General features: G+C 47.4%; 23 protein-coding genes. 16 read left to right on the top strand and 7 right to left on the bottom strand.

Translation table 11 applies throughout. The features are described 5' to 3' along the window. The first annotated feature begins 24 nt into the window (after nt 1-24). Nucleotides 25-1,257 carry a hypothetical protein gene (locus H6626_07250; GenBank protein ID USN48877.1) on the top strand — a complete coding sequence of 411 codons (1,233 nt, stop codon included), beginning with the start codon at nt 25-27 and terminating at the stop codon, nt 1,255-1,257. A 24-nt stretch (nt 1,258-1,281) separates the two neighbouring features. Here H6626_07250 and H6626_07245 read toward each other — a convergent pair whose 3' ends face one another. Further along, a complete protein-coding gene (locus H6626_07245) occupies nt 1,282-1,557 on the bottom strand; it encodes a hypothetical protein (protein ID USN48876.1) in 276 nt (91 codons plus the stop codon). A gap of 81 nt (nt 1,558-1,638) precedes the next feature. Between H6626_07245 and H6626_07240 the strand changes: the two genes are divergently transcribed. The 8 genes from H6626_07240 (at nt 1,639) to H6626_07205 (ending at nt 10,781) form a co-directional block, all read left to right on the top strand. Further along, complete coding sequence (locus H6626_07240) at nt 1,639-2,934, top strand: NFACT family protein (protein USN48875.1); 1,296 nt, start codon at nt 1,639-1,641, stop codon at nt 2,932-2,934. Between the two features lie 171 nt (nt 2,935-3,105). After that, a complete protein-coding gene (locus H6626_07235) occupies nt 3,106-4,050 on the top strand; it encodes an ATP-binding cassette domain-containing protein (GenBank protein ID USN48874.1) in 945 nt (314 codons plus the stop codon). A gap of 1 nt (nt 4,051) precedes the next feature. Further along, on the top strand, nt 4,052-4,822 hold the full coding sequence (locus H6626_07230; protein ID USN48873.1) for an ABC transporter permease subunit: 771 nt from the start codon (nt 4,052-4,054) through the stop codon (nt 4,820-4,822). Between the two features lie 5 nt (nt 4,823-4,827). Then, nucleotides 4,828-6,423: a GldG family protein gene (locus H6626_07225; protein ID USN48872.1), complete on the top strand. Its 1,596-nt coding sequence runs from the start codon at nt 4,828-4,830 to the stop codon at nt 6,421-6,423. Beyond that, complete coding sequence (locus tag H6626_07220; protein USN48871.1) at nt 6,420-7,859, top strand: DUF4340 domain-containing protein; 1,440 nt, start codon at nt 6,420-6,422, stop codon at nt 7,857-7,859. Before H6626_07225 ends, H6626_07220 begins: the two co-directional genes overlap by 4 nt. 3 nt (nt 7,860-7,862) lie before the next feature. Next, on the top strand, nt 7,863-8,861 hold the full coding sequence (locus H6626_07215; protein USN48870.1) for a galactokinase: 999 nt from the start codon (nt 7,863-7,865) through the stop codon (nt 8,859-8,861). After that, complete coding sequence (locus tag H6626_07210) at nt 8,801-9,817, top strand: DUF429 domain-containing protein (GenBank protein ID USN48869.1); 1,017 nt, start codon at nt 8,801-8,803, stop codon at nt 9,815-9,817. Before H6626_07215 ends, H6626_07210 begins: the two co-directional genes overlap by 61 nt. Before the next feature lie 13 nt (nt 9,818-9,830). Next, nucleotides 9,831-10,781: a hypothetical protein gene (locus tag H6626_07205; GenBank protein USN48868.1), complete on the top strand. Its 951-nt coding sequence runs from the start codon at nt 9,831-9,833 to the stop codon at nt 10,779-10,781. On the opposite strand, the gene H6626_07200 is transcribed toward H6626_07205, so the two are convergent. After that, the gene (locus H6626_07200) at nt 10,741-11,874 is read right to left on the bottom strand and encodes a radical SAM protein (protein USN48867.1); all 1,134 of its coding nucleotides are present in this window, start codon (nt 11,872-11,874) and stop codon (nt 10,741-10,743) included. The two genes, H6626_07205 and H6626_07200, sit on opposite strands and share 41 nt — an antisense overlap. Further along, nucleotides 11,862-12,701 (bottom strand): hypothetical protein, encoded by an 840-nt coding sequence (locus H6626_07195; protein USN48866.1) that lies wholly within the window; start codon nt 12,699-12,701, stop codon nt 11,862-11,864. The genes H6626_07200 and H6626_07195 overlap by 13 nt, the downstream gene beginning before the upstream one ends. A gap of 81 nt (nt 12,702-12,782) precedes the next feature. Between H6626_07195 and H6626_07190 the strand changes: the two genes are divergently transcribed. Beyond that, nucleotides 12,783-13,859 carry a hypothetical protein gene (locus H6626_07190; GenBank protein USN48865.1) on the top strand — a complete coding sequence of 359 codons (1,077 nt, stop codon included), beginning with the start codon at nt 12,783-12,785 and terminating at the stop codon, nt 13,857-13,859. A gap of 18 nt (nt 13,860-13,877) precedes the next feature. On the opposite strand, the gene H6626_07185 is transcribed toward H6626_07190, so the two are convergent. The 3 genes from H6626_07185 to H6626_07175 all read right to left on the bottom strand — a co-directional run bounded on the left by H6626_07185 (nt 13,878) and on the right by H6626_07175 (nt 16,316). Next, a complete protein-coding gene (locus H6626_07185; GenBank protein USN48864.1) occupies nt 13,878-14,780 on the bottom strand; it encodes an AgmX/PglI C-terminal domain-containing protein in 903 nt (300 codons plus the stop codon). Between the two features lie 8 nt (nt 14,781-14,788). Continuing rightward, on the bottom strand, nt 14,789-15,211 hold the full coding sequence (secG, locus tag H6626_07180; GenBank protein USN48863.1) for a preprotein translocase subunit SecG: 423 nt from the start codon (nt 15,209-15,211) through the stop codon (nt 14,789-14,791). 106 nt (nt 15,212-15,317) lie between these two features. Continuing rightward, nucleotides 15,318-16,316, bottom strand: a complete 999-nt coding sequence (locus H6626_07175; protein ID USN48862.1) for a response regulator — start codon at nt 16,314-16,316, stop codon at nt 15,318-15,320. Nucleotides 16,317-16,418: 102 nt separating this feature from the next. Here H6626_07175 and tmk point away from each other — a divergent pair, with 102 nt between their 5' ends. Genes tmk through H6626_07150 form a run of 5 tightly spaced genes read left to right on the top strand, consistent with a single transcriptional unit; the run spans nt 16,419 to nt 21,029 of the window. Beyond that, nucleotides 16,419-17,057 (top strand): dTMP kinase, encoded by a 639-nt coding sequence (tmk, locus tag H6626_07170; GenBank protein ID USN48861.1) that lies wholly within the window; start codon nt 16,419-16,421, stop codon nt 17,055-17,057. Next, entirely contained in the window at nt 17,042-17,986 is a 945-nt protein-coding gene (locus H6626_07165; GenBank protein ID USN48860.1) for an AAA family ATPase, read from the top strand. The genes tmk and H6626_07165 overlap by 16 nt, the downstream gene beginning before the upstream one ends. Further along, complete coding sequence (locus H6626_07160) at nt 17,983-18,762, top strand: TatD family hydrolase (protein ID USN48859.1); 780 nt, start codon at nt 17,983-17,985, stop codon at nt 18,760-18,762. Before H6626_07165 ends, H6626_07160 begins: the two co-directional genes overlap by 4 nt. 18 nt (nt 18,763-18,780) lie before the next feature. Beyond that, nucleotides 18,781-19,788, top strand: a complete 1,008-nt coding sequence (gap, locus tag H6626_07155; protein ID USN48858.1) for a type I glyceraldehyde-3-phosphate dehydrogenase — start codon at nt 18,781-18,783, stop codon at nt 19,786-19,788. Then, nucleotides 19,788-21,029: a phosphoglycerate kinase gene (locus H6626_07150; protein USN48857.1), complete on the top strand. Its 1,242-nt coding sequence runs from the start codon at nt 19,788-19,790 to the stop codon at nt 21,027-21,029. The genes gap and H6626_07150 overlap by 1 nt, the downstream gene beginning before the upstream one ends. A gap of 16 nt (nt 21,030-21,045) precedes the next feature. On the opposite strand, the gene H6626_07145 is transcribed toward H6626_07150, so the two are convergent. Then, the gene (locus tag H6626_07145; protein USN48856.1) at nt 21,046-22,059 is read right to left on the bottom strand and encodes a hypothetical protein; all 1,014 of its coding nucleotides are present in this window, start codon (nt 22,057-22,059) and stop codon (nt 21,046-21,048) included. Nucleotides 22,060-22,181: 122 nt separating this feature from the next. Between H6626_07145 and H6626_07140 the strand changes: the two genes are divergently transcribed. After that, nucleotides 22,182-22,538: a hypothetical protein gene (locus H6626_07140; GenBank protein ID USN48855.1), complete on the top strand. Its 357-nt coding sequence runs from the start codon at nt 22,182-22,184 to the stop codon at nt 22,536-22,538. Nucleotides 22,539-22,832: the final 294 nt, after the last annotated feature.

Below are 22,832 nucleotides of genomic sequence, written 5' to 3'. Positions count from 1 at the left end.
TATTTTTCTTAAGCGAGGAAGAGAATGAAACAATGGAAAGACCGTTTATTAGTAAGTGCCACTATTGTTGGCGTTATTATTGGCGCTGTAGCCTGTGATCAAAAAGGTTTTGAGCCTGTGGATGGGCTATTAAAACCCCAAGCACATCGCAAGCCGATTCCGGAAATCCCATCATCACCGAATGCGGGCGGAAATCCTATAAATGGTGTGGTGATTGAGAACATCGTGCGCGGTCAGAATATCCAGATCCCTTCAGATAGCAGCTGCCAACAAGTGAATGGGCAACAATTTATGAGTAATGAATTTGAAGGCCTTGTTAATTCAGAAAGCTCAAATGCCATCACTCCTCGCACACTTTTGCAGGTGGATGCTGGAATCTACAGCGAAAATGGCGGTGCCCCTAAGCTGATGTTGCAAGCCCTTCTTAGTGGTCGAAAACTGTATGAAGTTCGTTCTGAAATTGAAGTTTCTAAAATCACCGAAAAATCTCAATATGTTGAATCTAAAAATTATCAGATCACCGAAGTGACAGATGATGAAAATGCGGCTGTCCAAATGCCCTCGGTGATTACAAATATTTTTTGCTCGGCCACAGATGCAAAAGGTCAATGTTCTACGATCACAGCTCTTATTGTAATTGCAGAAGGATATTGTGGGTTTCCGCAAGCCGCTGGCGGTTATGTGTTTTCTATGCAAGCGGATAAAGAGACGGGAAGACTTCCCTTTGTCGCAAGTAAGCCGCAAGTGGCTATGAGCGTAGATATTCTTGAAGCTCTATTTAAAGAAAGTGATCGACGTTCAGGTAAAGTGACCCCCGTTGGCGATGCAAGTGGAGAAATGACAGAAGGTGCAGACGCCGCTCAAGCTACCGAGTCCGTTGATGCGGCTCAGGCGATCGAGCAATCCGCTCAGGCTCCGGCTGCCGATGAAAGCTCTGCAGTCGTTGGAGACACTCAGGGCGAGGCGGCTGCGACTGACACGGGCGCGGCCGATGTGAGTGGCACAGGCGAGGTGTCTGCGGCACCCGTTGCGGCAGATGGCGCAGAAACAAGTGACGCGGATTCAGGTGCAGTAGGCAGTGCCACGGCAGACGCTCAAGCTGCATCTTCGGTGGATGCGCCTGTGGCTGGCGACAGCGCCGATGAGGCGAATACTCCATCAACAACGGAGTCAGGTGCAGACTCAAGTGATGGTGAAGGTGAGTTAGAAAACGTTACTCCCACAGTTGAAAATTGGGGCTTAGAAACCAATTACTAATCGAGTGTGGTTTAAAAATGGACTTTAGCAGTCCTTGCGACTGCGTTCATTGCGTCGAAAAGCATTGAGATCAAAATACCCATAGAGCTTCACTCGCAACATGTGAGTGATCTCCTCTTCCACATCTAAAATGACTTCATCTACATGTTTTAGACTAATGTGAGCTCCGTCTTTAACGAGCTCACGCAGGTAAGTGGTGGCCACTTGCCGCACAAATGCCTGGTCAGACTCTTGATCGATATCTAATCGATAAAGATGCCGAGTAAAACATTTATAGAGTGATTGATCTACAACTTTCATAGTACAGTGTAGATCGGCAGCTTCAGTTAAGAAATGAAGAGGCCAAGTAAAGATTTAGACTGTTGGATAAAACTTCTCATTATGAAACCCTTAACTGTCTTAGAGATCGACGCTCTTGTAGAAATGCTTAAGACCTTAATCGGTGCTCAGGTGCAGGAAATCAAGCTTGCCGGTGACGCGCTTGTTTTAGGGGTTTTCACAACGGCCACAGGCAAGGCATGGCTGGTTATCGACATGAATGCCCACGCCCCCGCAATAGTGTTCGCAAAGGCCTTGTCCTATGCCCTAGGCAAGGCCACCAAGCCCATTGTATTATTTCTTCGCGCGCACCTTCAGGGTCAACGCCTTGTACATGTGGAGCGAGATGTTACCTATGGGCGGGTGGTTAGCTTGCAATTTGAAGGTTTTGACGGGGCTGAGTGTGAACTTAATGTGCGGCTATTTCCCCACGGTCAGAATGTCATCGTTTCAGCAGGTCAAAAAAAAATGGCTTGGGCTAAGCCTCGCGATCTGCAGCCCCTGTTGGAGACCACCGAGGCCTCCGACGACCCTCAGGCCCGGTCCGTTGCCGAAATCTTCAAGCAGTGGCAAGAGCGTGGTTCACAAAAACCGTCAATAAATACCAAAGTGGATAGTCCGAAAAATCTTGAGGCCCTTCGCCATCAGAAAATTAAAAAGCTAGAAAAAGCCATTGGTCGAGTGGAGCAGGGGCTGACGGAAAAACAGGAGACCCCTTGGCGTGAGGTGGGAGAGTGGGTGAAAGTGCACCAGTCACTTAACGTTCCTGAGGCGTGGTCGGGCTATATCGACCCAAATATGTCGTTAGCTGAAAACATTGAGCATTGTTTTGAGCGGGCGAAAAAGAACGAAAGAAAACAAGGTGGGCAAGAGCAGCGACTTTGGTCGTTGCGTGAAGAGCTGGAGACATGGAAAACAGCAACCTCCGATCAAATCAAAAAGTTGGCGCAAGTCGGGAGTGCGCTACAAACTGGCACCAATTTATTGCGGGCGGCCCAGACAAAAGGCCGCACTCGTACATTTGACGAGAACTTTGAAGCCTACTCTGGGCGATCAGGTCCAGAGAACCTCAAGCTTTTGCGCGCGGCCCGGGCTTGGGATCTTTGGTTTCACGTGAAGGACATTCCCGGCCGGCATGGCATCCTTCGGCGCAACAAGTCCCAAAAAGTGCCCGAAAAAGTGCTTAATGAAGTGGCACATTGGCTTTTGGAGCTGCAGTTCCAAGAAAAAACCGACCTCTATCGGGGGCAGACCTTTGCTGTTGTTGTCACAGAACGGCGGTATGTGACACCTATCAAAGGGGAAAAGGCCGGGAGAGTCACTTACCGCAATGAGCGAACGCTTCAGATAAAACTATAGCCCACCATCATTTTGTGGATTTTGACAGAGGCGCCGCATACTGCGCAGCGGTATCCAAAACCATCATATCGTTTTAGGACCTTGACTAACTTTTTCATGGCAGTAAATTTTTTGATATTTCAAAGTTCTGAGAAAGTTTCTCAGTTTAGTCCTATGCTGATGGGAGAGCCTATGATTCAAGTCAGTGATTTATCAAAGAGTTATGGCGATCGCCTGGCTATTGATCGTCTTAATTTTTCCGTGCGTAAGGGGGAAGTGGTCGGCTTCTTGGGTCCAAACGGTGCGGGAAAATCCACAACCATGAAAATCATCACCGGATTTATGGCCCCGTCTTCTGGGTCCGTAAAAGTGGCCGGCTTTGATGTATTTGAAAACCCCATAGAGGTAAAACAGCGTATCGGGTACTTGCCCGAGTTGCCGCCTGTGTATGGCGATATGTATGTGCGCGACTATTTAAAGTTTGCGGCGTTACTCAAGCGAGTGCCACGAAAAAAGGTGAACTCATTAGTGGATGCAGCTCTTGAAAAAACGGGTTTGCAAGACGTACACAAGAGGCTGATTCAAAATTTGTCCAAAGGGTATCGGCAGAGAGTGGGTCTTGCCCAAGCTCTGGTATCGGATCCAGATATTCTCATTTTGGATGAACCCACGGTGGGCCTTGACCCCAAGCAAATGGCTGAGATCAGAAAACTCATCCAGAACCTAAAGGGTCAACACACAATTATTTTGTCCACTCACATTTTGCCTGAGGTCCAGGCCAACTGTGAACGCATCATCATTATCAACAAAGGAAAAATTGTTGCTGAAGATTCTCTTCAAGGTTTGTCTAACCGGCTCTCGGGTAACCGGCGTGTGACTGTGCGAGTGCGGCGATCTGCTGATGAACTTGTCAATACTTTGCAGCAGGTATCTGGAGTCAGCAACATTGGTCGAGATCAGGACGGTATTCATATTGATATAGATCAAAACGAAGACACCATCGAGGCCATTGCGGATCACGTGGTACAAAAACGAGCGGGGCTGTTAGAACTTCGTTCAGATACCATGGGCCTTGAAGATATCTTTATTAAATTGACGTCATCAGAAGGGGCGATGGACGCCCGCGGGGAGGTGTAATATGCGCGCCATCACTACCATAGCCTGGAAAGACTTTCGCCTGATGGTGACAAGTCCCATGTTTTTTATGATCGCCGGATTATGTTCGGTCATCTGGAGTTACAGTTACCTTCGAAATTTAGTTATGTTTGCTCAGCGGTCGTCGCAAATGGCTGGGGCCCATGGCATGCAAGGAAGCATGAACATTCACTTTAGTTTGTTTGTTCAGCATATTTCTTATGTGAACATTATTTTTATTTTTGCTATTCCAGCCCTGACCATGCGGTTAATTGCTGAGGAGAAAAAACTGAGCACATTTAATTTGCTGCTCACGTCACCCATTACCGCCACTGACATTGCTGTAGGTAAATTCTTAGCCGGGTTCGGAGGAGCTATGGCACTCATGGCTGTGGCCCTGCTTTATCCGTTGGCGACCACGTTTATTTCAGACTTTCCCGTGGGGCCACTTGTGACATCTTTCACGGGGTTGGCGCTAATGACGGGGGCTTATGTGGCTGCCGGACTGTTTGCCTCATCTCTCACCCAGTCAGTGGTTTTGAGTGTGGTGATGGGAGTGATATTTAATCTGATCATGTGGTTTTTGGGACAAGGATCAGATATGTCCGATAACGCCACGGTAATGGCTGTATTAGAGCACCTATCAATTGGTCAGCACTTTTTTAGCTTTTTAAAGGGCGGCTTTCGAGTCAGCTCGATAGTTTTCTTTGTCAGTGTTATTGGACTTTTCGTGTTTCTCACTCAAAGAGTGGTTGAAGCGTCTCGCTGGAGGTAACAGATATGAGTCGATGGGGAACAATCAGTTGGCTAGTGTGTGGACTCTCGTTGGTTATCGTCGTGGTGGCTCGCTATATCTTGGGTGGCTGGCATGATTTTTTATGGGCGCCCTTGGTGATCGGGTTGCTCACTTTTATTGCGGCGTTTGTGGTGGACTTCAGATTTTATCTTGAATTTCTCACAATGCGAACCACAAAAAGTGGCATGAATATGGGCTTGATGATTGTCTTGGCCCTGGTGTTGATTGTGTCAGTGAATGTGTTGAGTCTTCGTCACAATAAAACATTTGATATGACAGAAGAAAAAATCAATTCATTGGCCGATCAGACACTGTCAGTACTAAAAGGTCTTAAGGAAGATCTAACCGTTAAGGTGTTTTATCTTGATGAGAAAGATCAGCAAAACAAGCAGGCCGTTAAAGGTTTGGTGGAGCAGTACCAAGAAAACAGCAACAAGGTAAAAATTCAGTTTGTTAACGCCTATGTGAACCAGGCTGAAGCACAAGAGTATCTCAAGCGAGGCGATCGGTTTGCTGTATTTGTTGAGTACAAAGGCCGTAAAGTCCGGGTGGAAGAGCCCAACTCCGAGCGAGCCGAAGAAAAGTTCACATCAGCCATCGTCAAGGCCACTCGTGACAAAGTGAAAAAGGTTTACTTTTTAACAGGACACGGAGAGCGCTCATACGACTCGCAAGACACTCAAGGAATGCAAGAGTTTAAGACCTTGCTAGAGGATGCAAGTTTTGAAGTGGCTAAGTTAAATCTGCTTAAGGGTGAGGACATTCCTGAAGATGCCTCAATCATTGCCATTGTCGGCCCGGATGGGCAGATTCTTGACAGTGAGATTGCGGCTTTAACGAGTTGGGCGAAAAAAGGCGGCAAGTTGTTTATCGCTGCGGATCCGGGTTTGCGTCATGGCATAAATCGGTTAACCGAAAATTTGGGCGTTCATTTTGACGACAAGTATATTTTGAATGTTCGAACCGTCGTGGCCGGCGGTAGCCCAGCGACTGTGCTGGGGACCATCTATGACAAAGCTCACCCCATTACTGACAAACTTCAAATGAACCCCTTTCGACCGTTTGAAGATCAGATCACTTTATTTGATGTGGCATCTTCTCTCACGAAGTCTGCGGGTGACTCAACGCCCGGGCAAAAAGTCGTAGAACTTGTGAAAACTTCACCGAGTACCTTTTCATCACCAGATCTTCGGCCGCAGCCGGGGACCAAGGTGGAGAGGGAGTCTTTTGTGTTAGGTATGGCCGTTGAGTGGGACACGGCTGAAGCAGCAAAAGATGCCGAAGAGGCCAAGGAAAAACCCACGGAAGTGATCAAAACAGCGGCCGTGGTTTTTGGTGATAGTGACTTTTTGAACTCACGAAATATCTTTGTCGGTTACAATAGAGATATCGCGATGAACTCTATTGCCTTCTTGGGCGAAGAAAGTGATTTGATTAGTATTCGACCAAAAGTTCCTAAGGGCACCACGTTGAAGTTAACGTCGTCTAGCCAGCGTGTGGCCGTGATAGCGGGTTTAAGTTTGCCCTTGTTGTTGCTCATTGCTAGCGGTTTTGCCTGGCAGCGGAGGAGGAGCGCGTGAAGCCATTTCGATCCACTTTGGTTTTTGCGATTGTTGTTATTGGGCTCGCTTACTTTGCTTATTTTGATTCGGAAAAGGCCGAAACAGAAAAGGCTCAAGAAGAAGCGGCCGCCCAAGTGTTTGGGAGTTTGGACTATAACGACGTTGTTCAATTGAAGCTTGAGGTCGATGGAAAGACCTTAGCTTTAAAGAAAAATGCCGAAGGTCAGTGGGGCCTTGAGGAGCCAGTGAATGATTCGGCTGACAATGATCGAGTGGAAGGCTTAATTACGGCCATATTGCGAGAAAAAGCCACCGAGCTTCCCGTGGAAGGTCAAATAAAATGGGAAGCCTATGGCCTAGATAAGCCCCAATCGACAGTAGAGCTTTCAACAAAAGATGGAGTCACTCATAAAATAAAAGTGGGATCGAAAGAATCTTTTGATGGAAAGATTTTTCTTAAAAAAGGGGATTCTGAAAAACTGTATTTGGGCGAAAACTCCTGGAAAACCCACTCGCAAAAAGAAGTTAAAAACCTTCGCTCTCGAAAAGTGTTTCGAGATGAGTTAAAAATCTCGTCGTTCACAGTCAAATCAGCGCCCAAATTGGCCGGTGGCACAATCACCTTTGAGAAAGACAAAGAGGGGCAGTGGTCGCTGGGTTCTTCAAAAGATCTCATCATTGAACAAGCCCTGGTGAACAGTTATGTGCGAAACTTGCAGGATCTTGAAGCTAATGATTTTGCCTCAGAATCATTTGATAAAGCTCAGGCCAAGAAATTTGGACTCGACAAGCCCAGTGTAGTTCTATCTCTCAACCTTGAGGGAGGTGAAAGCTCTTCAACTGCTGACGTGGTGATGAGTCCGGCTATGGATAGCAAGGTTTATGTGAAGGCCAGTGTGTCCCCTGTGATCTATGAAGTGGCCGGTACCAAGTTGAACTTGTTTGACAAGGGATTAGCTGAGTTCCGTGACAAGAAGTATCCGTTTTCATTTGATAAAGAAAAGGTGGCTGAAATTCGCTATGCCGATGGTGATCAAAAATTTCACTTGAAGAAAATCAGTGATCACTGGGAGCTGGCTGAGCAGGATGCGAAAAAGCAAGTGAATCAAGATCGCGTTAAGAAGATGATTCGAACGGTCAATCAATTTCGGGTGGAAGAATATTTTAGCAAAGACAAAAATAAAGCAATTGCCAAAGAAGACAAGTTTATTGAGTTCTCCGACGAAACGGGCACTTCATTGATGCGGTTGGTTTGGGGTGATAAACTGAAAAAAAAGAAGAGCACAGACCAGGATGAGTTTTATGCAAAAAGCTCTTTGTCACCTGAACTGTTTAGCTTAAGTGGGTTTCGTATCAAGGACCTTCCGGTGAAGGAAGTGATAGAAGATAAAAAAGAGCCAGAAAAGAAAACCGATCAAAAGCAATCAACAGAAGTTTCACAAACCGGAAAGTAACCATTGAAAATCTCCATTACATCACCCACGCGGGTGGATTTGGCTGGTGGTACTCTTGATTGCTGGCCTTTATTTTTGCTGTTGCCACGAAGACGTTGTCAGACTGTAAACCTGTCGATTGATATAAACACTAATGTAGAGCTTGTGCCTGGCAAAGACTCAGTCGTACATGTGGCGATTTCGGATTACAATTACTCGAAAACATTTAATAACTTGGATGAGTTGCTTCAGTGCAATGATAAAGCCCTAGTCCTTATTAAGGAGCATGTGGCTTTTTGGATGCCTCAAACAGGTTTTACCCTGACCACTCAATCGCAAAGTCCCGTGGGTGGAGGTTTGGGCGGAAGCTCCAGTTTGTCTATTAGTTTGCTGAAGGCTTTTTCAAAATGGCAAGAGCGGCCACTTGAAATCAATAAGTTGGTTTATCTTGCTCACAACATTGAAGCCCGAGTGTTGCAAACACCCACCGGTACACAGGATTATTTCCCCGCGGCAGAACCCGGACTACATATTATTGACTATTCAGTGGAGGGCCCCGAGTCTGAAATCCTCAAGCCTGACGCCACCTACCTTCAGGAGCGAATGGTTTTAGTTTACACGGGAGTGCCGCATCATTCAGGCATTAACAACTGGCAGGTAATAAAAGAGTCCATAGCCCGAAACCAAAACACTCTTTCGGCCCTGGAAGAAGTGGCTGACATCGCCGATCAGGTGGCTCAAGTATGTCGGCAGGGGCAATGGAATGAGTTGGCGCCCCTTTTTGAAAGGGAGTTTCAAGCGCGAGTTCGCCTCAGTGCAGGGTTTTCTAGCCCAGAAATTGAGCAATTAAGAGGGCATGTTTTGCAGGCCGGCGCCAAGGCTGTTAAAATTTGTGGAGCTGGTGGCGGCGGTTGTGTGATGATTTGGACGGAGCCAGATCGACGAAGTGAGGTTTTGCAAGCATGTCAGAAAAACAACTTTCAAGTTCTCGACGCAAAGCCAGTGGTTCGTCCACAAGAGTAAAGAAGAACTCGTCAAAGAAGAAGGTCAGCAAGAAGAAAGCCAAAAAAACCGTAGCTGGGGCAAAGAAAGCTCCGCTAGAAATGCCTACGGACCGCGCCCTCAAGCGGCACGTGTTTCTTGGCTTGTGTCTGACCGGCGGCAAAACGGACCGCTCTTGTTTGGCCGTGGTAGAATACTACCCCTTTCAACATAAAGTTTTTTTGGCTCGACTCGTGGAGCGAATCAAATCAGAAGGTGAAATTTCTGCCGACCTTCAGCTGCATTATTTAATCAATCAATTTCGCAGCAACCTACATTCGGTGGCCATCAATGCACCTTTGAGTGCGCCTTTATGCCTCAATTGCCAGTTGGATTGCCCTGGCTATGAAAACTGTGAAGAGCCCCACATTCGGTGGATGTGGAACCATTTTCGTCAGCAAAAGTCTAAACGTCGAAAGGTGCAAAAGCTATTCACGCCCTACACCGAACGTTGCGCCGAATTGCATATTTCAAGTCAACTGGAAGAACCTTTTCATCCGTCGCATGCCATGGGAGCCAATGCGGCACCAGTTATGGCCAGAGCTCAATTTATTCAACGTCGGATCAGTGTGCCCACTTTGGAAGTGTTTCCTAAGTTAAGTCTTTGGCGAGTGGGGCGTTCACTCGGTATCCAGAAAAGTCATTTACGGTATCACAAGCATTCGACGCATGGCGAAGAGGCCAGAGAGGCCATTGTGAGCCGGCTGATTGAAAAGGACATAGCGTTTATTTACGATCAGGATGTGAGAGCTATGATTGAAAATGGCTATGCATTTGATGCTTTTTTGTCAGGCATAACAGCCGTATTACAACACCTGGGACAGTGTGAACCTCGTCCTGCTGATTTTCCTAAACAAGAAAATTGGCTATCGTTTCCAAAAGAACAAATCGATTGGTCTTTTGGTTCGAAATCTCGAAAAGGTGTGAAAGGCAAATAGAGGGGGCAAAGTTATGAGCAGAAATCTTCGGTTTTTGGGAATTGTCTTTTTGATGTTTGTATTTCCATTGGTGTCCTTTGCCCAGGTTGAACATCAGTTGATTCATCGAGTGGCGGTGTTTCCGGTAAAAGTGGAGCGGCAGCTAAAGAAATCGGCAGAAAACACCTGGTGGTCAATGCGCGAGGCCCTTACCGAATCCGATCGATTTTTGGTGGCCAGTAAGAGTTTTCTCCAGCAAAAAGATCTCTATCAGGCGCGGGGAGAGCTGCAGCCCGCCGATGCTTTGATTTTGGCAAAACTTTTGGATGCCCATGCGTTGGTCACAACTGAGGTGCATGCAAACACAATGAAAATGAATGTTTATGAAGGTGAATTTGGTCGAGTGCTTTGGCAACACGAAATCAGCCTTCAAAAATCCCTACCTGTATCTGAGCAAATAGAGGCCACCGGTAAAAAACTTATGCAAGACTTTGTGGCCTCACTGCCTTATCAGGGTTACGTGGTCGTGGATCCTCTAAAGGGTCGACCTGTTTACGAAGAAAACGCCAAAAAGGTAGTGAAAATAAAAGTAGGTCAAGTCTCGCAAATAGAGGTAGGCGATCCGGTGCAGCTCATTCGATTGCACAGTGAGAGTCTCAAACCTCAATTGCCCGATGGTATGACCATGGAAGTTTTTGCTGAAGGAACCGTGATAACAAAAGAGTCGGGTCAAGTGGTGGTGACGATCACTCGAGCCGAGGATTTTAAGAAAATCAAAGCTTACTCGCTAGTTAGATTTCCAAATGAATTCAAACGCCTTCGCGAACAGTTTGCAACGGAACAAAAAATCTACGGGGGGCTTGGGGGCGAGTACTTGTCGGCAAAAATGGTAGAAGTTCAAGAAAAGCAGCGCGAGAAACGCCCCCTCTACACGGCATTGGCGTTTATTGGCAACCTAGCTCTGATGCTGGTTTTGGCATTTTAATATTGTAAAATAAATCCTTAAGCCCAGGGTCTGTGCCCGGAAGTGAGGGCATGGACTGAAGCCAGGTTTCGGGAGTCTCCATACACAAGAATATATTCCATTTGGAATCTTTGTTTTTAAACGCGTTGACCACATGTTCGTACATCCGTCGCCGGAGTTGGCCGTCATAGCGAAGTTTTCCGTCACTGCATTTGAATGTTTCAGCACTATTGACCAAGCTATCCATGCCAAACCGCTCCCGCATCATATGGCGTTGCTCCGGTTGAAACCGCAGCGCGCCCACCGAAATGGCCGGGATTTCTTCGGGGCGAAACAGCGTTGTGATTTTCTCAACAAGCTCAGAATAATTCTTTTCCCAGCCTTTGTGCCAAATCATTGGGTCAATGTGAAAAGATATCAGAAAGCCTTTGTCGCGACATTTTACGGCCGCTCTAAGTCGACGATCTAAGCTGGCAGTCCCATGTTCTTCTTTGTCGATGATATTTTGCGGGTTGATTGACCAGCTGACAATGATATTGCCGGCATGAGGCACATCTAAAAACTGATCCACAGCATCGGATTTGGTTTTAAACTCCAAGCGCCATTTCGGATAACGGCGAAAAAAATGAATCAAGTCGTGAGAGAAGAGCGTGATCGGGTCAAGGCTGAGACTGTCTATAACCTCTCCGGTTCCGATGCGAACCATATGGTCGGCCATGGATCGACCAATATCCTCTAGCTCGCAAAGCGCATCCTGTAAATTTGAATAGGCTGTCATCACGGGGGTATTAATAAAGCTCTGCAAGTAGCAATAAGAGCAGTTCATATTACATTGCAGACCCAGGTTAAGCACAAAATAGTTGCAACAGGTGAGCCCTGGGCGTGAGCCAGGGCAACGTTTAAAGAACTTTCCACGGAAGGGGGCAACGAATAAATGTTGTTTGCTTTCAGAAAATTCTTTTGAAGAAAGTCGTCCGTCTCGATCGGCAAAGGGCCTGGTGTTTACCCACTGAATTTTTTCAGCGGGCACTATGTCAACAATGCGCTTGGCAAGCGTGGAGTTTGCACTATCATTATGAATAAAAAAAGTTTTGATCTGCTCTAAGACTTCCACAGGCCGTCACTGTTTGTTTGGATTTTTTCTTGAACTTTCATTAGGCCCTTTATTTTTTGTTCCAGATCTTTTTCAGAGGTGACAAAAAAGCGAACATCGATGCCTCCCTCGTCACCGCGTCGTTGCCATTGGGCCTGAGTGTGCGAAGGCCACGGTAGGGACTTGGTGGCGTGAGATCGAGTATTATCTAGCAAAACGGTGTTATTATATCGAAGTGATTTTAAGAGCTGCCACCATTCATTGGCATCCATTGGGGACGGGCTAATATGTGGTATTTCATGCCCCATGAGAGACAGCTCAATCATCCACTCCAGAATCTGCACACCAATGGATTTACTGGGATTTGCTACCGACAGTCGAGAGTAAAGGGCTGTCAAATCCAAATCATTGGGAACGCTCAATAGGGGTGCCAAGTCGCCAATGGACAACCCTTTTAGGCTCACCCAGTTTTGAAAATCTTCCGGGGTGGAGGCGAGGGTTTCTAGTGTGTGAATTAGCGTGGAATTATAATTTAATCGGTAATTTTCAAAAAACAGGGTCCAGTTGATTCCCACTTCACTTTTAAATGATTCCGGCCATCCAGTGTAAATGCGAGCCAGCTCCGAGAGAGTGAGGCGGGGGTAGAGCGAAAAGAAAACTTCTTCAAATGAAAAGCCGCCCTGGCTCAGGTCGTAATTGTGCCGAGCTAAATTCTGAAAGTGTGTTAGTTGCCAGCGGCCCCAGCTCATAGTGGGTAAGGGCGCCGGCCAGCCGCCCACAGGCTTGAAATCCAAGCTCGTTGGACTCGGTTTTTTAACGTGCGTGGTCATCAAGTAGCCGTTTACCATAGGCTTCAATTTGAGGGCAACGCCGAGGTTGGTTTTTTTGCAGGAGCGTTGTTAGAATAGCTCAGTTTCAGGGAGAGATTTATGACGGATTGGAGAAAAACAGCAAAGATCACGGCCGATGTGGTGCATTTCCCTTATAAGGCCACGGAAAAAGTGAAAATGGCCAAAGAGGTCTACGTCTGGGATTTGGATAAAACCTACCTCGATACGAAGTTTGAGACATTAAAAGGGCTGGTGCGAACGGCATTTGAAAAGCCCATCGAAAAGCGCAATTTGCCGGGGACAGCGACTTTGGTGCGAAGTCTTCGCGATCATTGGCTGCAGCAACACCCCTCGACAGACTTTCCTATATTTTTTATCACCGCCTCACCGCCGCAAATCGCCGGGCGTGTACTTGAAAAATTGAATCTTGACGGCATTCAACCCTATGCCATTTTTTGTAAGGACAATCTTCAAAACCTTCGGCCGAAAAGGCTCTGGAGATTAACTCAGCAGGTGGGTTACAAGTTACAAGCCCTTTTGCAGATGCGACTTTTACTCGCAGAAGACGTGCGCCAAGTGCTTTTTGGCGACGACAGTGAGTCTGATGCTGTGATTTACTCGTTGTACTCTGATATCTGTGCGCGCCGATTAGAGCGGTCAGAGGTTCGCAATATTATGAAAAGCTTTCGGGTTGTGGGTCAGCAAATGGATGCCATTCTTGATCTTCAGGCTCGGGTTCCGAACAATGATCCTGTGGAAAAGATCTATATCAATCTCGAAGACGATACGGACTCTGAATACTATATAAAGTTTGGTCGTCGAACCATGCCGAGTTTTAATAGCTTGCAGATGGCGGCTGATTTGTTTCAAGACGGTCGACTGGGTGTAAATCAAGTAGTAGATGTGGCTCAAGATATGGTGGCCAACTACGGGTTCACACCTGAGCAAATTGAGCGAAGCTTTGACGACTTGGTTCGGCGGCGCGCCTTGGGAGCTCCCACTGTGGCAGAGTTGGTTCCCAGTCTCATTGCCAAAAATTTATTGCGTGAAGATTATAAGCCCTCCGTTGAGCCCCGTGAAATCACACAAAAAGTAGGAGATAGGGTGTATGAGCTGGAAGGCAGTTTCGAACCTTGGGTGCCTGAACGCATTGATTATATGCATGACTATCGCTGACAGCGAAATCCCTGGTGCTTATTCGTAATTTAACGGAAAGCTCCGCTTTATGGGAGGACCAGAAAAACTGGGAAATCGGGCCCGCGTGAAAACCATTCGAGCGCATTCAACCAGCTCAGGGTTATCAATATCAGATTGAAGTACTTTGACGTCTTCAATAACCCCGCGAGGATCGATGGTCACCCCAAACAGCAAATTACCTTTGGCATTGCGGTTATCTCTAACGGCGTTGGCCTGGCACCGGCTAAAGGCTTCTCGTTGGGCCGCAATCACCTCTGAAATGTATTTATCAGAAAGCGTATCTAATGTGGCTGGGACATCTTTAATTTGATCTTCCGTGGCCAGATCTTCTACAAAAGATCCTTTGATCGGTTCGGGCTCAGGAGAGGTTTCTGTTTTTACATCAGAAGATGGGCTGCCTGTGGTTTGAGAAATCACTAAGGGGAGGGGCGGCGTCTTTGGTCTTCGTGAGGGCACAAAGATTTGCCGGTTCATGACCATATAAAGCTGACCCAAGATCCCGTTACTAATGACTCTGTAGTCACCTTGGACCATGTTGATATAAATCGGTGAGCTGGAGTGGGTCTCTGACCACAGCTCAATGACAAACTCACTTTGGGGCAAAATCTCAATTTCATAACCAGAATCAAAAGAGAGGCTCAATACGCCCCGGCGATCCACCACAACGCGGTCGCGGTGGTGCAAGGGTTGGCCGGTGAGCCCTGTTTCAGCGGCAAGTTTGCCTCTGTGAAGGACTGAGACGGGGCCCTCGGCGCGAGTCACCTTGGCCACCACAGGTCCCACAGCCACCTCGTTTTTCGGGGGACTGATCCACAACGAAATTTCATGGGAAAAAAACACAACGATCAAACCGGCAAAGGCAAGGGTAATACCAAAAATCCATGTCCATCGTGATGACATTCTAAATACTATTCTGCCTCAGGCGTGGATTCAGGAAGGGCGGAGTTTTCACCACTTTCAGGGGCTTTTTCAGATACAGCTTCTGAATTGGCTGCCGGAGCTGTATCAGCACTGTCGTTTTGTAGGGGCGCCATGGCCGCGGCGTCTTCTTGTGAGGGAGCCACATCATCCACAACGCTGGTTCCAGTTTTTCCAGCCAACTGCACCGTCTTCATGGTCAGTAAAATGCAAGTGATGGCAAACAAAATGGCTACCCACCGCGTGGCTTTCACCAGAAAGCTTGAAGCGCCAGTTGAGCCAAATACAGAGCTGGAGCCGCTAGCACCTCCGCCAAGCGAGCCCATGGCACCGCCTTTGGAGTCTTGCAAAAGCACGAAAAGAATTAAAAACAAAGCCACAATGACGTGGATAACTGTAATAAATGTAAACATGTAAATTACCTCGCGGCCCGACAATATAGGGTAATAGGGGCGATGAGTCCACCATCAATTCCATACTGTTTTTCCGATCAGTGAAATTTATAGCGTGGTGCAGCAATTAGGCGGCGCGAATGATTTTTTCTAGGGCCGAGGTGTCTTCTCCGTTGAGGGTCAAGGAGATAACCTTGGCCACAACTTCCACAAACAGAATCTCATTATCTGTCAGCGTGGTCTTTTTGGTGGGCATGCGCACGGAGAGGACTCCAAAGACTTGGTCTTTGTGCATGATGGGGGCCACAATGAGAGAGTTAAAGTTGATCTTTTCAAAGTGTTGTTGAATGTACTTGAGTTGGCGGTGTTTGGTTATATTTTCCACGGCCACCATTGAATTGGTGTTCACCACCAGGCGAATTTCAGGGTAACGGTTGAGATCGAGGTTGAGTCCCGAAACGCTTCGATCGTCACTTGACGCGATGACGACGCCAGAGTTTTGGTCCACAAAACGAACCACCGAGCATCGTACGCCACCAACCTTAATGGCTGTCATACGTGTCAGGTTGAAGAGTCGCTCGATGATGTCCGTCTGTGAGAGTCCTTGTGTCAAAAGCAAATCAGAAAGTTGCAGCCAATAATTGGGGCCTTTCTTCTTGGTGGCGGTGCCCTCTTCCGATGGGGAGTCCGGCGCCATGATTTTTTCAATGTGTCTGTGGTCACGAGCTATAAATACAAGTCGCGCGATGAGCTCGTCGATGGTGATGGGCTTCACCACGTAATCTTTAGCCCCTAGTTGAAAGGCGCGACGAACATTGTCATGGTCATTGTGACCGGAGAGAACGCAAACATCCACTTTGTGATGATTGAGGGCGGGCTGGCTTTTGATGAATTTTAAAACCTGAAAGGCATTGCCATCGCGAAGCATTAGGTCGATGAGCACAATCCGAGGGTACCAGGCGAGAATCATTTGTTTGGCATCGAGCCCGTTGTCGACAAACTCCGCCGCAAAGTCGTTGGAGCGCAGTTCAGAGGTGAGTCGACGGCCCATTTGCCGGTCATCATCGGCAACCAGAACTTTAATTTTCTCCACGCGCATTTTTGGGTTTGGCGTTTTTTTGCTCATGAAAACTCGATCGGCAGAGTTTAGAAAAAGGTTTAACAATGCAGTGCGTTTTTGGGCGGAAAATGCAGTGACACTGTCCTGTGGTCGAGTGAAAAACAACCCATGTCTTTTATTGTCTTTGAGGGGCTGGATGGCTCCGGAAAATCCACTTTGGCCCAGGGCCTTCGTCAAGTACTTGAGAAACATAATATTTCTTGTGTGATGACCCGGGAGCCGGGAGGGTCAGCCCTCGGCGGCGAGCTTCGACAACTTTTGTTACGGCTGGAAGGCGAGCCGCCAACTGCGAAAGCCGAACTGCTATTGTATTTGGCCGATCGGGCCCAACATGTCGAAAAAATTATTGCGCCGGCTTTGGAAAAGGGACAGTGGGTGTTGTGTGATCGCTTTACGGCCAGCACGGTGGCGTTTCAGTCTGGTGGGCGGCAGCTGAACATTGATTCCATTGATCAACTCAATGATTATGCCACCGGGGGGCTGAAGCCCGATCTTTTTGTGTTATTGGATCTTTCGGTAGAGGATTCTGCCCAGCGAATGCGAATGCGCGAAAGCATTCAAGGCGACAGCCCGGATCGTTTTGAACAAGAGGCAAAAGACTTTCATGAGAGAGTGAGAATGAGTTATATACAGCAGGCACAAAAGACACCGGATAGGTGGTTTGTGCTTTCAGCAACGCAATCGCCAGAGGAGCTGTTGCAGGAGCTGCTGAGTGAGTTAAAGAGGCGAAAGTGGCTCGTTGTTTAGATCGGTTAGTAGGACACGACAAACAAGTGGCGCAGTTAGAAAGTGCGTTGAAGCGGCAGCGGCTTGCCATGACGTTGTTATTTGTGGGGCCATCAGGTGTTGGAAAAAAACTATGTGCCCAAGGCGTGGCACAGGCATTGATCTGTACAGAGAACCCTTTGGGTTGTGGTCAGTGTGCGAGCTGCCGGCGGATCGAACAAAATCAAAGCGAGAGTGTTTTGTATGTTGAGCCTGAGGGCCTACAAATAAAAATGGAGCAAGCCCGTCAGATCATTCGCTTTATTTCTGTTCGCGGCTTGGGGCAGGCTCGCGTGGTGATTATCGATCGAGCCGATTTGATGAACCCGCAGGCTGCCAACTCGCTGTTAAAATCTCTTGAAGAACCGCCTGAAGACACTTATTTCATTTTAATCGCCAACAGCGTGTCAGGAATACTTCCAACCATTCGATCCCGCTCCCAGGTATTGCGCTTTGGGGCCTTGTCCACATCACAGCTGAGAAGAGTTTCATCAGCGGATGACTGGATCATTGAAGCCGCCCAGGGTCGGGCGGATGTGGCTATGCAGTTGGAGCAGATGACTGAATTTAGAGACCAGGCATTGGGTGTTTGGCGTCAGTGGTTGGTGCAGCGAAACCACAGTGTGGTAAATGCATTGAATGATCCTCTGAAAGATAAAGAAAAAACATTGATGCTGACACGACTATGGCAGCAATTGATTCGAGATGTGCATTTTATGAAAAAAGGTCAAAGCGGTTTTATCCATGGTGATCATTTGGGTCTTATTCGTGAATTGGGTGAAGCTCTTGATGGTCGAGTGGGCTGGGTGGGGCAGTTGGTGCTCGATTTAGAAAAGAGTATTTTGTCTAATGCCGAGCGCAGCTTGGCTTTTGAAGACTTTTTTATTCAACTAGAAGGAACGGCAAATTGAATCAGTGGATTGATGTGCATGCCCACTTGAATATGCTAGAGGCCCCGCCTGAAGAAACGCTGCAGGCATGTTTGGCCAGTGGTGTGGAACGTGTGGTGACAATTGGCACCTGTGCAGACGACCATCCTGTGGTTGTGGAGCTAGCAAAAAAACTTCAACCCCATGTTTACTGCACTCTCGGTGTGCATCCCCACGATGCGGCTGACTATACCGATGCCGTCGAGACATTTATGCGAAGCCATTTGAATGACCCAGAAGTGGTGGCCGTGGCCGAAATCGGGTTGGATTATTATTACGATCACTCTCCGCGCGATCAGCAAAAGCAAATTTTTCGTCGACAGCTAGAGTTAGCGAGAGAGTTTGGGCTGCCGGTGGAGATACACACTCGGGACGCGGAGCCTGATACCATAGATATTTTGAAACCCTTTGCAGGTCAGGTGAGCGGTCTGATTCATTGTTTTACCGGCACCCAGTGGCTGGCGGATCACGCTCTTTCCCTGGGGTTTGATATTTCGTTTTCTGGAATTGTCACTTTTAAAAATGCAGACGAATTGCGCAAAGTTGTGAAGTCGGTGCCGCTAGATCGATTGCATGTAGAAACTGACGCTCCATTTTTGACACCCGTGCCCTTTCGTGGCAAAAAAAACAGCCCAGAGTATGTGGTGCATGTGGCAGAGAAGGTCGCAGAGATTAAGGGCGTGACAATGGCGGAGTTGGCCGCTCAGACAAAGGCTAATGCAAAAAAAATGTTTCCGAAGATCAAATGGGATAGCTGAATATTAAAGGAGTCATAAATGAGTCGCTTAAAAATTGGAATTAACGGATTTGGTCGAATTGGTCGCCTGGCTTTTCGGGCGGGGTTTGATGACGTTGAAATTGTCGGTATTAACAATTTAGGTGGCAGCGAAACAGCAGCCCACCTTTTGAAATATGACAGCACCCATGGCCAGTATACAAAAATAGTGGAGTGTTCTGAAACTGAACTGGTGGTGGATGGAAAGTCCATTCATTATTCGAGCTTCAGAAATCCAGAAGAAATTCCTTGGGGTGATTGGGGTGCAGATATCGTTTTTGAATGTACGGGAGTATTTACAAAAAAAGCCGATGCTCTGAAGCACAAATCAGGTGGGGCAAAAAAAGTGATGGTGTCGGCGCCATCTCCCGATGCCGATTTGACTGTGGTTTATGGGATCAACCACGAACTTTACAATTCTAAAGCCCATGATGTGATTAGTAATGCCTCTTGCACAACCAATTGCCTCGCTCCCATTGCCAAAGTGATTAATGACACCTTTGGGATAGAAAAGGGAATGATGACCACGGTTCATTCTTATACCAACGATCAAATGATTCTTGATGCTCCTCATAAGGATTTGCGGCGGGCCCGTGCGGCGGCCATGAGCATGATCCCCACCACAACGGGTGCGGCAAAGGCCGTGGGATTGGTTCTTCCTGACTTGAAGGGTAAAATTGACGGGATTGCTGTGCGGGTTCCCACAGCCGATGTGAGCCTGGTGGATTTAGTCGTAGAAACAAAAAAATCCTTAACTAAAGAATCTTTAAACGAGGCTTTTGCCGAAGCAGCGTCTGGTCAGCTTAAAGGGATTTTAAGATGTGAAAATAAGCCGCTTGTAAGCATTGATTTTGTAGGTGATACGTCAAGCTCAATTGTTGATGTAGCTTCCACCATGGTCATGGGTGATCGAATGGCGAAAGTGTTTTCGTGGTACGACAATGAGATGGGATTCTCCCGACGGATGATCGATCTTGCGCTTTATATGGCAGATAAAGGAATGGATTAATGGTAAAAGCGCTGACGGGCATCAAGTCCATTAAAGATTTTTCGTTAAAAGAAAAGCGAGTGTTTTTGAGGTTAGATCTTAATGTCCCTATGAGGGATGGCAAGATCACTGATGACACTCGTATTCAAGCTGCGCTGCCGACGATTAAATATGCATTGGAGCAGGGTGCGCACCTGGTGATTGCCTCTCACCTTGGTCGACCGAAAGGACCAGAGGATCGAGAAACTATGTCACTGGAGCCGGTGGCGCAGGCACTGAATCAGCAACTGGGTCTAGAGGTCATACTTGTTGATGATCCGAGAAGTGATGCGCCGAAAGCTCTTTTGGGTGGTCTGAAAGACAAGCAAGTAATTATGCTTGAGAATCTTCGCTTTGATAGTGATGAGACTAAAAATGGAGAAGGCCTGGCCCACGAGATTTCAAAATATGTTGATATTTATATTAACGACGCCTTCGGCGCCAGTCATCGAGCCCACTCGAGTGTGGTGAAATTGCCGAGTCTGGTTGAGCAGCGGGGTGTTGGCTTTCTTATGGAAAAAGAGCTTTCCGTTTTGGGACAGCTGCTGGAGCCGCCGGCAAAACCTTTTGTGACTATTTTAGGTGGAGCAAAGGTTAGCGATAAAATTGGTGTGATCGAGAATCTGATCGACCGAGTGGATTTATTTATTATCGGTGGTGCCATGGCTTATACTTTTTTGGCCGCAAAAAATATTCCCGTTGGAAGTTCATTGGTAGAAAGGGTTCGTATTAGGTTTGCAGCGCAATTGATGGATCGCTTAGAGGCCCGTAAGAAGTCGGTGCTACTGCCCGTGGACCACATTGTGGTCTCCGGTTTGACTCAGATCGAGAGCCTGCAAACGACAAAAAGTGAGGCCATACCTGAAGGGTTTATGGGCGTGGATATTGGGCCAAAAACTGTAGAGGAATACAGAAAAGTTATTGGCTCTGCAAAAACCATTTTTTGGAATGGCCCTATGGGTGTGTTTGAAACACCTGAATACAGCAGCGGAACTTTTGCTATTGCCAAGGCTGTGGCCGAGTCATCAGCTTTCACCGTCGTGGGCGGAGGAGATTCAGCGGCAGCCGCTCAGGCTGCGGGATATGCCGACAAGATGACCCACATCTCCACGGGTGGCGGAGCCAGCTTAGAATTTCTGCAAGGGGACCATTTGCCTGGAATAGAAGTTTTGCGGCCCAATCGAAAAACCTCTGAAAAAGAAAAGGGTAACCCGTATTTGTAGTTATCGGGATTCCGGCCTACTTATGTTGGTCCACAAACTCGTCGATCAACTTTTGCGAGAGCGCACTGAGTTTAATAAATTTGAGGCGGTAGGAGTTGTTGTAAATTCCTAGTCGCGGGTTCCCACTCATGACCATCGATACTTGGCACTGAGCTGTGAATGGCTTCAGTTGCGGGGTGCCGAGGACTTCAATGACCACGGGGTCGTTTTGATTTATGGGCAGATCATTTCCCGACACTTCAATGAAAGTCTTAAATATTTTTAGCGTCTTAATTTTAAACACTTGCCGATTTGAGGTATGGAGTGTCGCCGCTACAGAATAGGGGAGGGGTCTTTCATTTTGACTGTTTGGATTTTGAGAAAGAACCTTTTCCGCTTGAACAAATCCTGCATTGGGATCTTTTGCGATTTGCAGATTCAACCCAGCAGGGCCGTCACTGCTGTCGCTAACAAGATTTGGTGGTGGTGATACAGGTGTGGGAGGCGGTGTTGGCACTGCGGGCTGAGACGTGGGAGCGGGTGGCATGGATTCATTGGTTTCGTTTTTTAAAATTTCACTCAGTAGCGTACGTTGAGTTATTTCTAATTCTTCATACAGGTTTTGAGCTTCGCGGATTTTTTCTTGATATTTGATATGAAGCGAGACCTCCGTAGAAATATCTCGACCGAACACACCCCAAAAAATGTGTCCATTTTCTGCTTGCAGTTTTTGTACGCAAACTTGCATTCGGCCATCGAGATCGTTAGTTAGCGCTTTATAGGTGATTTCGGTGTACGGTGTGAATTCAAAGGGTTTTAGATTTTCAGTGTTCGAAAAAATATCCACATCATCAATTCTAAGAATTTGATCAAACGGTATTCCCGATAGAATCCGCTTTTCTGACACAGAAAAAAAATGGGCAGCCCACGGGTTGCAGTAAACCACAGACCGAGTCGAATCGACGACCAAGACCACGTCTAAGACGGCATCAAACAGGCGAAATTCAATACCACCTGCTATCAGGTCATTTTTTTCTGCGGGTTCACCCATAAGTCTGTTCTCCAGGCATATAGATCGGCAGGGGTTCAAAAAAACTGTAACCAGGCAGGCCTTTCATCCTGCAGCCGTAAAAAGGTATCCCTTTCCTTTTTGCGTTGCATAGCAGCGATGCTGTGGCGCTAGGTAGTACTCGTTTCTATCGGGGGCCCATTCAGCCGGTTCGTGGAGAATTCCAGTTGGTCTTGCTGTTCGCCGGAGGAGCCCCTCTGTGGGCGGGTGGATTTAAACATCAGCTTCGTGGAGAATCCCAGTTGGTCTTGCTGTTCGCCGGAGGAGCCCCTCTGTGGGCGGGTGGATTTAAACATCAGCTTCGTGGAGAATCCCAGTTGGTCTTGCTATTCGCCGGAGGAGCCCCTCTGTGGGTGGGCGGACTCAAACATCCGCTTCGCGGAACTCGCCGCCAGTTCACAGAGGGGCTCCTCCGGCGAATAGCAAGACCAAGTGGGATTCTTTTGTGCTTAATATTGTAAATTAAAAAAAACCTACCCCGTGTCCAGGGTAGGCCATGCTGAACGTAGGCCTCAAGCTTCAATCTAGTCAGTGCTTAGTATTGACTTCAAAAGTACTACCAACACCACCAAAGACCAGCCATAAGCCTGTCATGCGGTTAACATGCCCCCCTTGAAAAGGACACGGGGTTTTTAAAAATGGGTGAATTTTTTGTTTCAATCTGAAAATTTTCTTGGATTTAACTTTGAGTTTGCAGTGCGCCATAGGGCAGAATCCAGTGAATTAGAGATGAGGCTGTCAACCCTAGGGGATTC

Source organism: Pseudobdellovibrionaceae bacterium, from assembly GCA_023898385.1.
Classification (GTDB): domain Bacteria; phylum Bdellovibrionota; class Bdellovibrionia; order Bdellovibrionales; family UBA1609.
Note: the sequence above shows the minus strand (reverse complement) of the source record. Positions and strands in the feature narration are given on the sequence as shown.

Coding starts and splice junctions, on each gene's coding strand:
- H6626_07250 (USN48877.1), top strand. CDS start 25: ATGAAACAATGGAAAGACCGTTTATTAGTAAGTGCCACTATTGTTGGC.
- H6626_07245 (USN48876.1), bottom strand. CDS start 1,557: ATGAAAGTTGTAGATCAATCACTCTATAAATGTTTTACTCGGCATCTT.
- H6626_07240 (USN48875.1), top strand. CDS start 1,639: ATGAAACCCTTAACTGTCTTAGAGATCGACGCTCTTGTAGAAATGCTT.
- H6626_07235 (USN48874.1), top strand. CDS start 3,106: ATGATTCAAGTCAGTGATTTATCAAAGAGTTATGGCGATCGCCTGGCT.
- H6626_07230 (USN48873.1), top strand. CDS start 4,052: ATGCGCGCCATCACTACCATAGCCTGGAAAGACTTTCGCCTGATGGTG.
- H6626_07225 (USN48872.1), top strand. CDS start 4,828: ATGAGTCGATGGGGAACAATCAGTTGGCTAGTGTGTGGACTCTCGTTG.
- H6626_07210 (USN48869.1), top strand. CDS start 8,801: ATGTCAGAAAAACAACTTTCAAGTTCTCGACGCAAAGCCAGTGGTTCG.
- H6626_07205 (USN48868.1), top strand. CDS start 9,831: ATGAGCAGAAATCTTCGGTTTTTGGGAATTGTCTTTTTGATGTTTGTA.
- H6626_07195 (USN48866.1), bottom strand. CDS start 12,701: ATGGTAAACGGCTACTTGATGACCACGCACGTTAAAAAACCGAGTCCA.
- H6626_07190 (USN48865.1), top strand. CDS start 12,783: ATGACGGATTGGAGAAAAACAGCAAAGATCACGGCCGATGTGGTGCAT.
- H6626_07185 (USN48864.1), bottom strand. CDS start 14,780: ATGTCATCACGATGGACATGGATTTTTGGTATTACCCTTGCCTTTGCC.
- secG (USN48863.1), bottom strand. CDS start 15,211: ATGTTTACATTTATTACAGTTATCCACGTCATTGTGGCTTTGTTTTTA.
- H6626_07175 (USN48862.1), bottom strand. CDS start 16,316: ATGAGCAAAAAAACGCCAAACCCAAAAATGCGCGTGGAGAAAATTAAA.
- tmk (USN48861.1), top strand. CDS start 16,419: ATGTCTTTTATTGTCTTTGAGGGGCTGGATGGCTCCGGAAAATCCACT.
- gap (USN48858.1), top strand. CDS start 18,781: ATGAGTCGCTTAAAAATTGGAATTAACGGATTTGGTCGAATTGGTCGC.
- H6626_07150 (USN48857.1), top strand. CDS start 19,788: ATGGTAAAAGCGCTGACGGGCATCAAGTCCATTAAAGATTTTTCGTTA.
- H6626_07145 (USN48856.1), bottom strand. CDS start 22,059: ATGGGTGAACCCGCAGAAAAAAATGACCTGATAGCAGGTGGTATTGAA.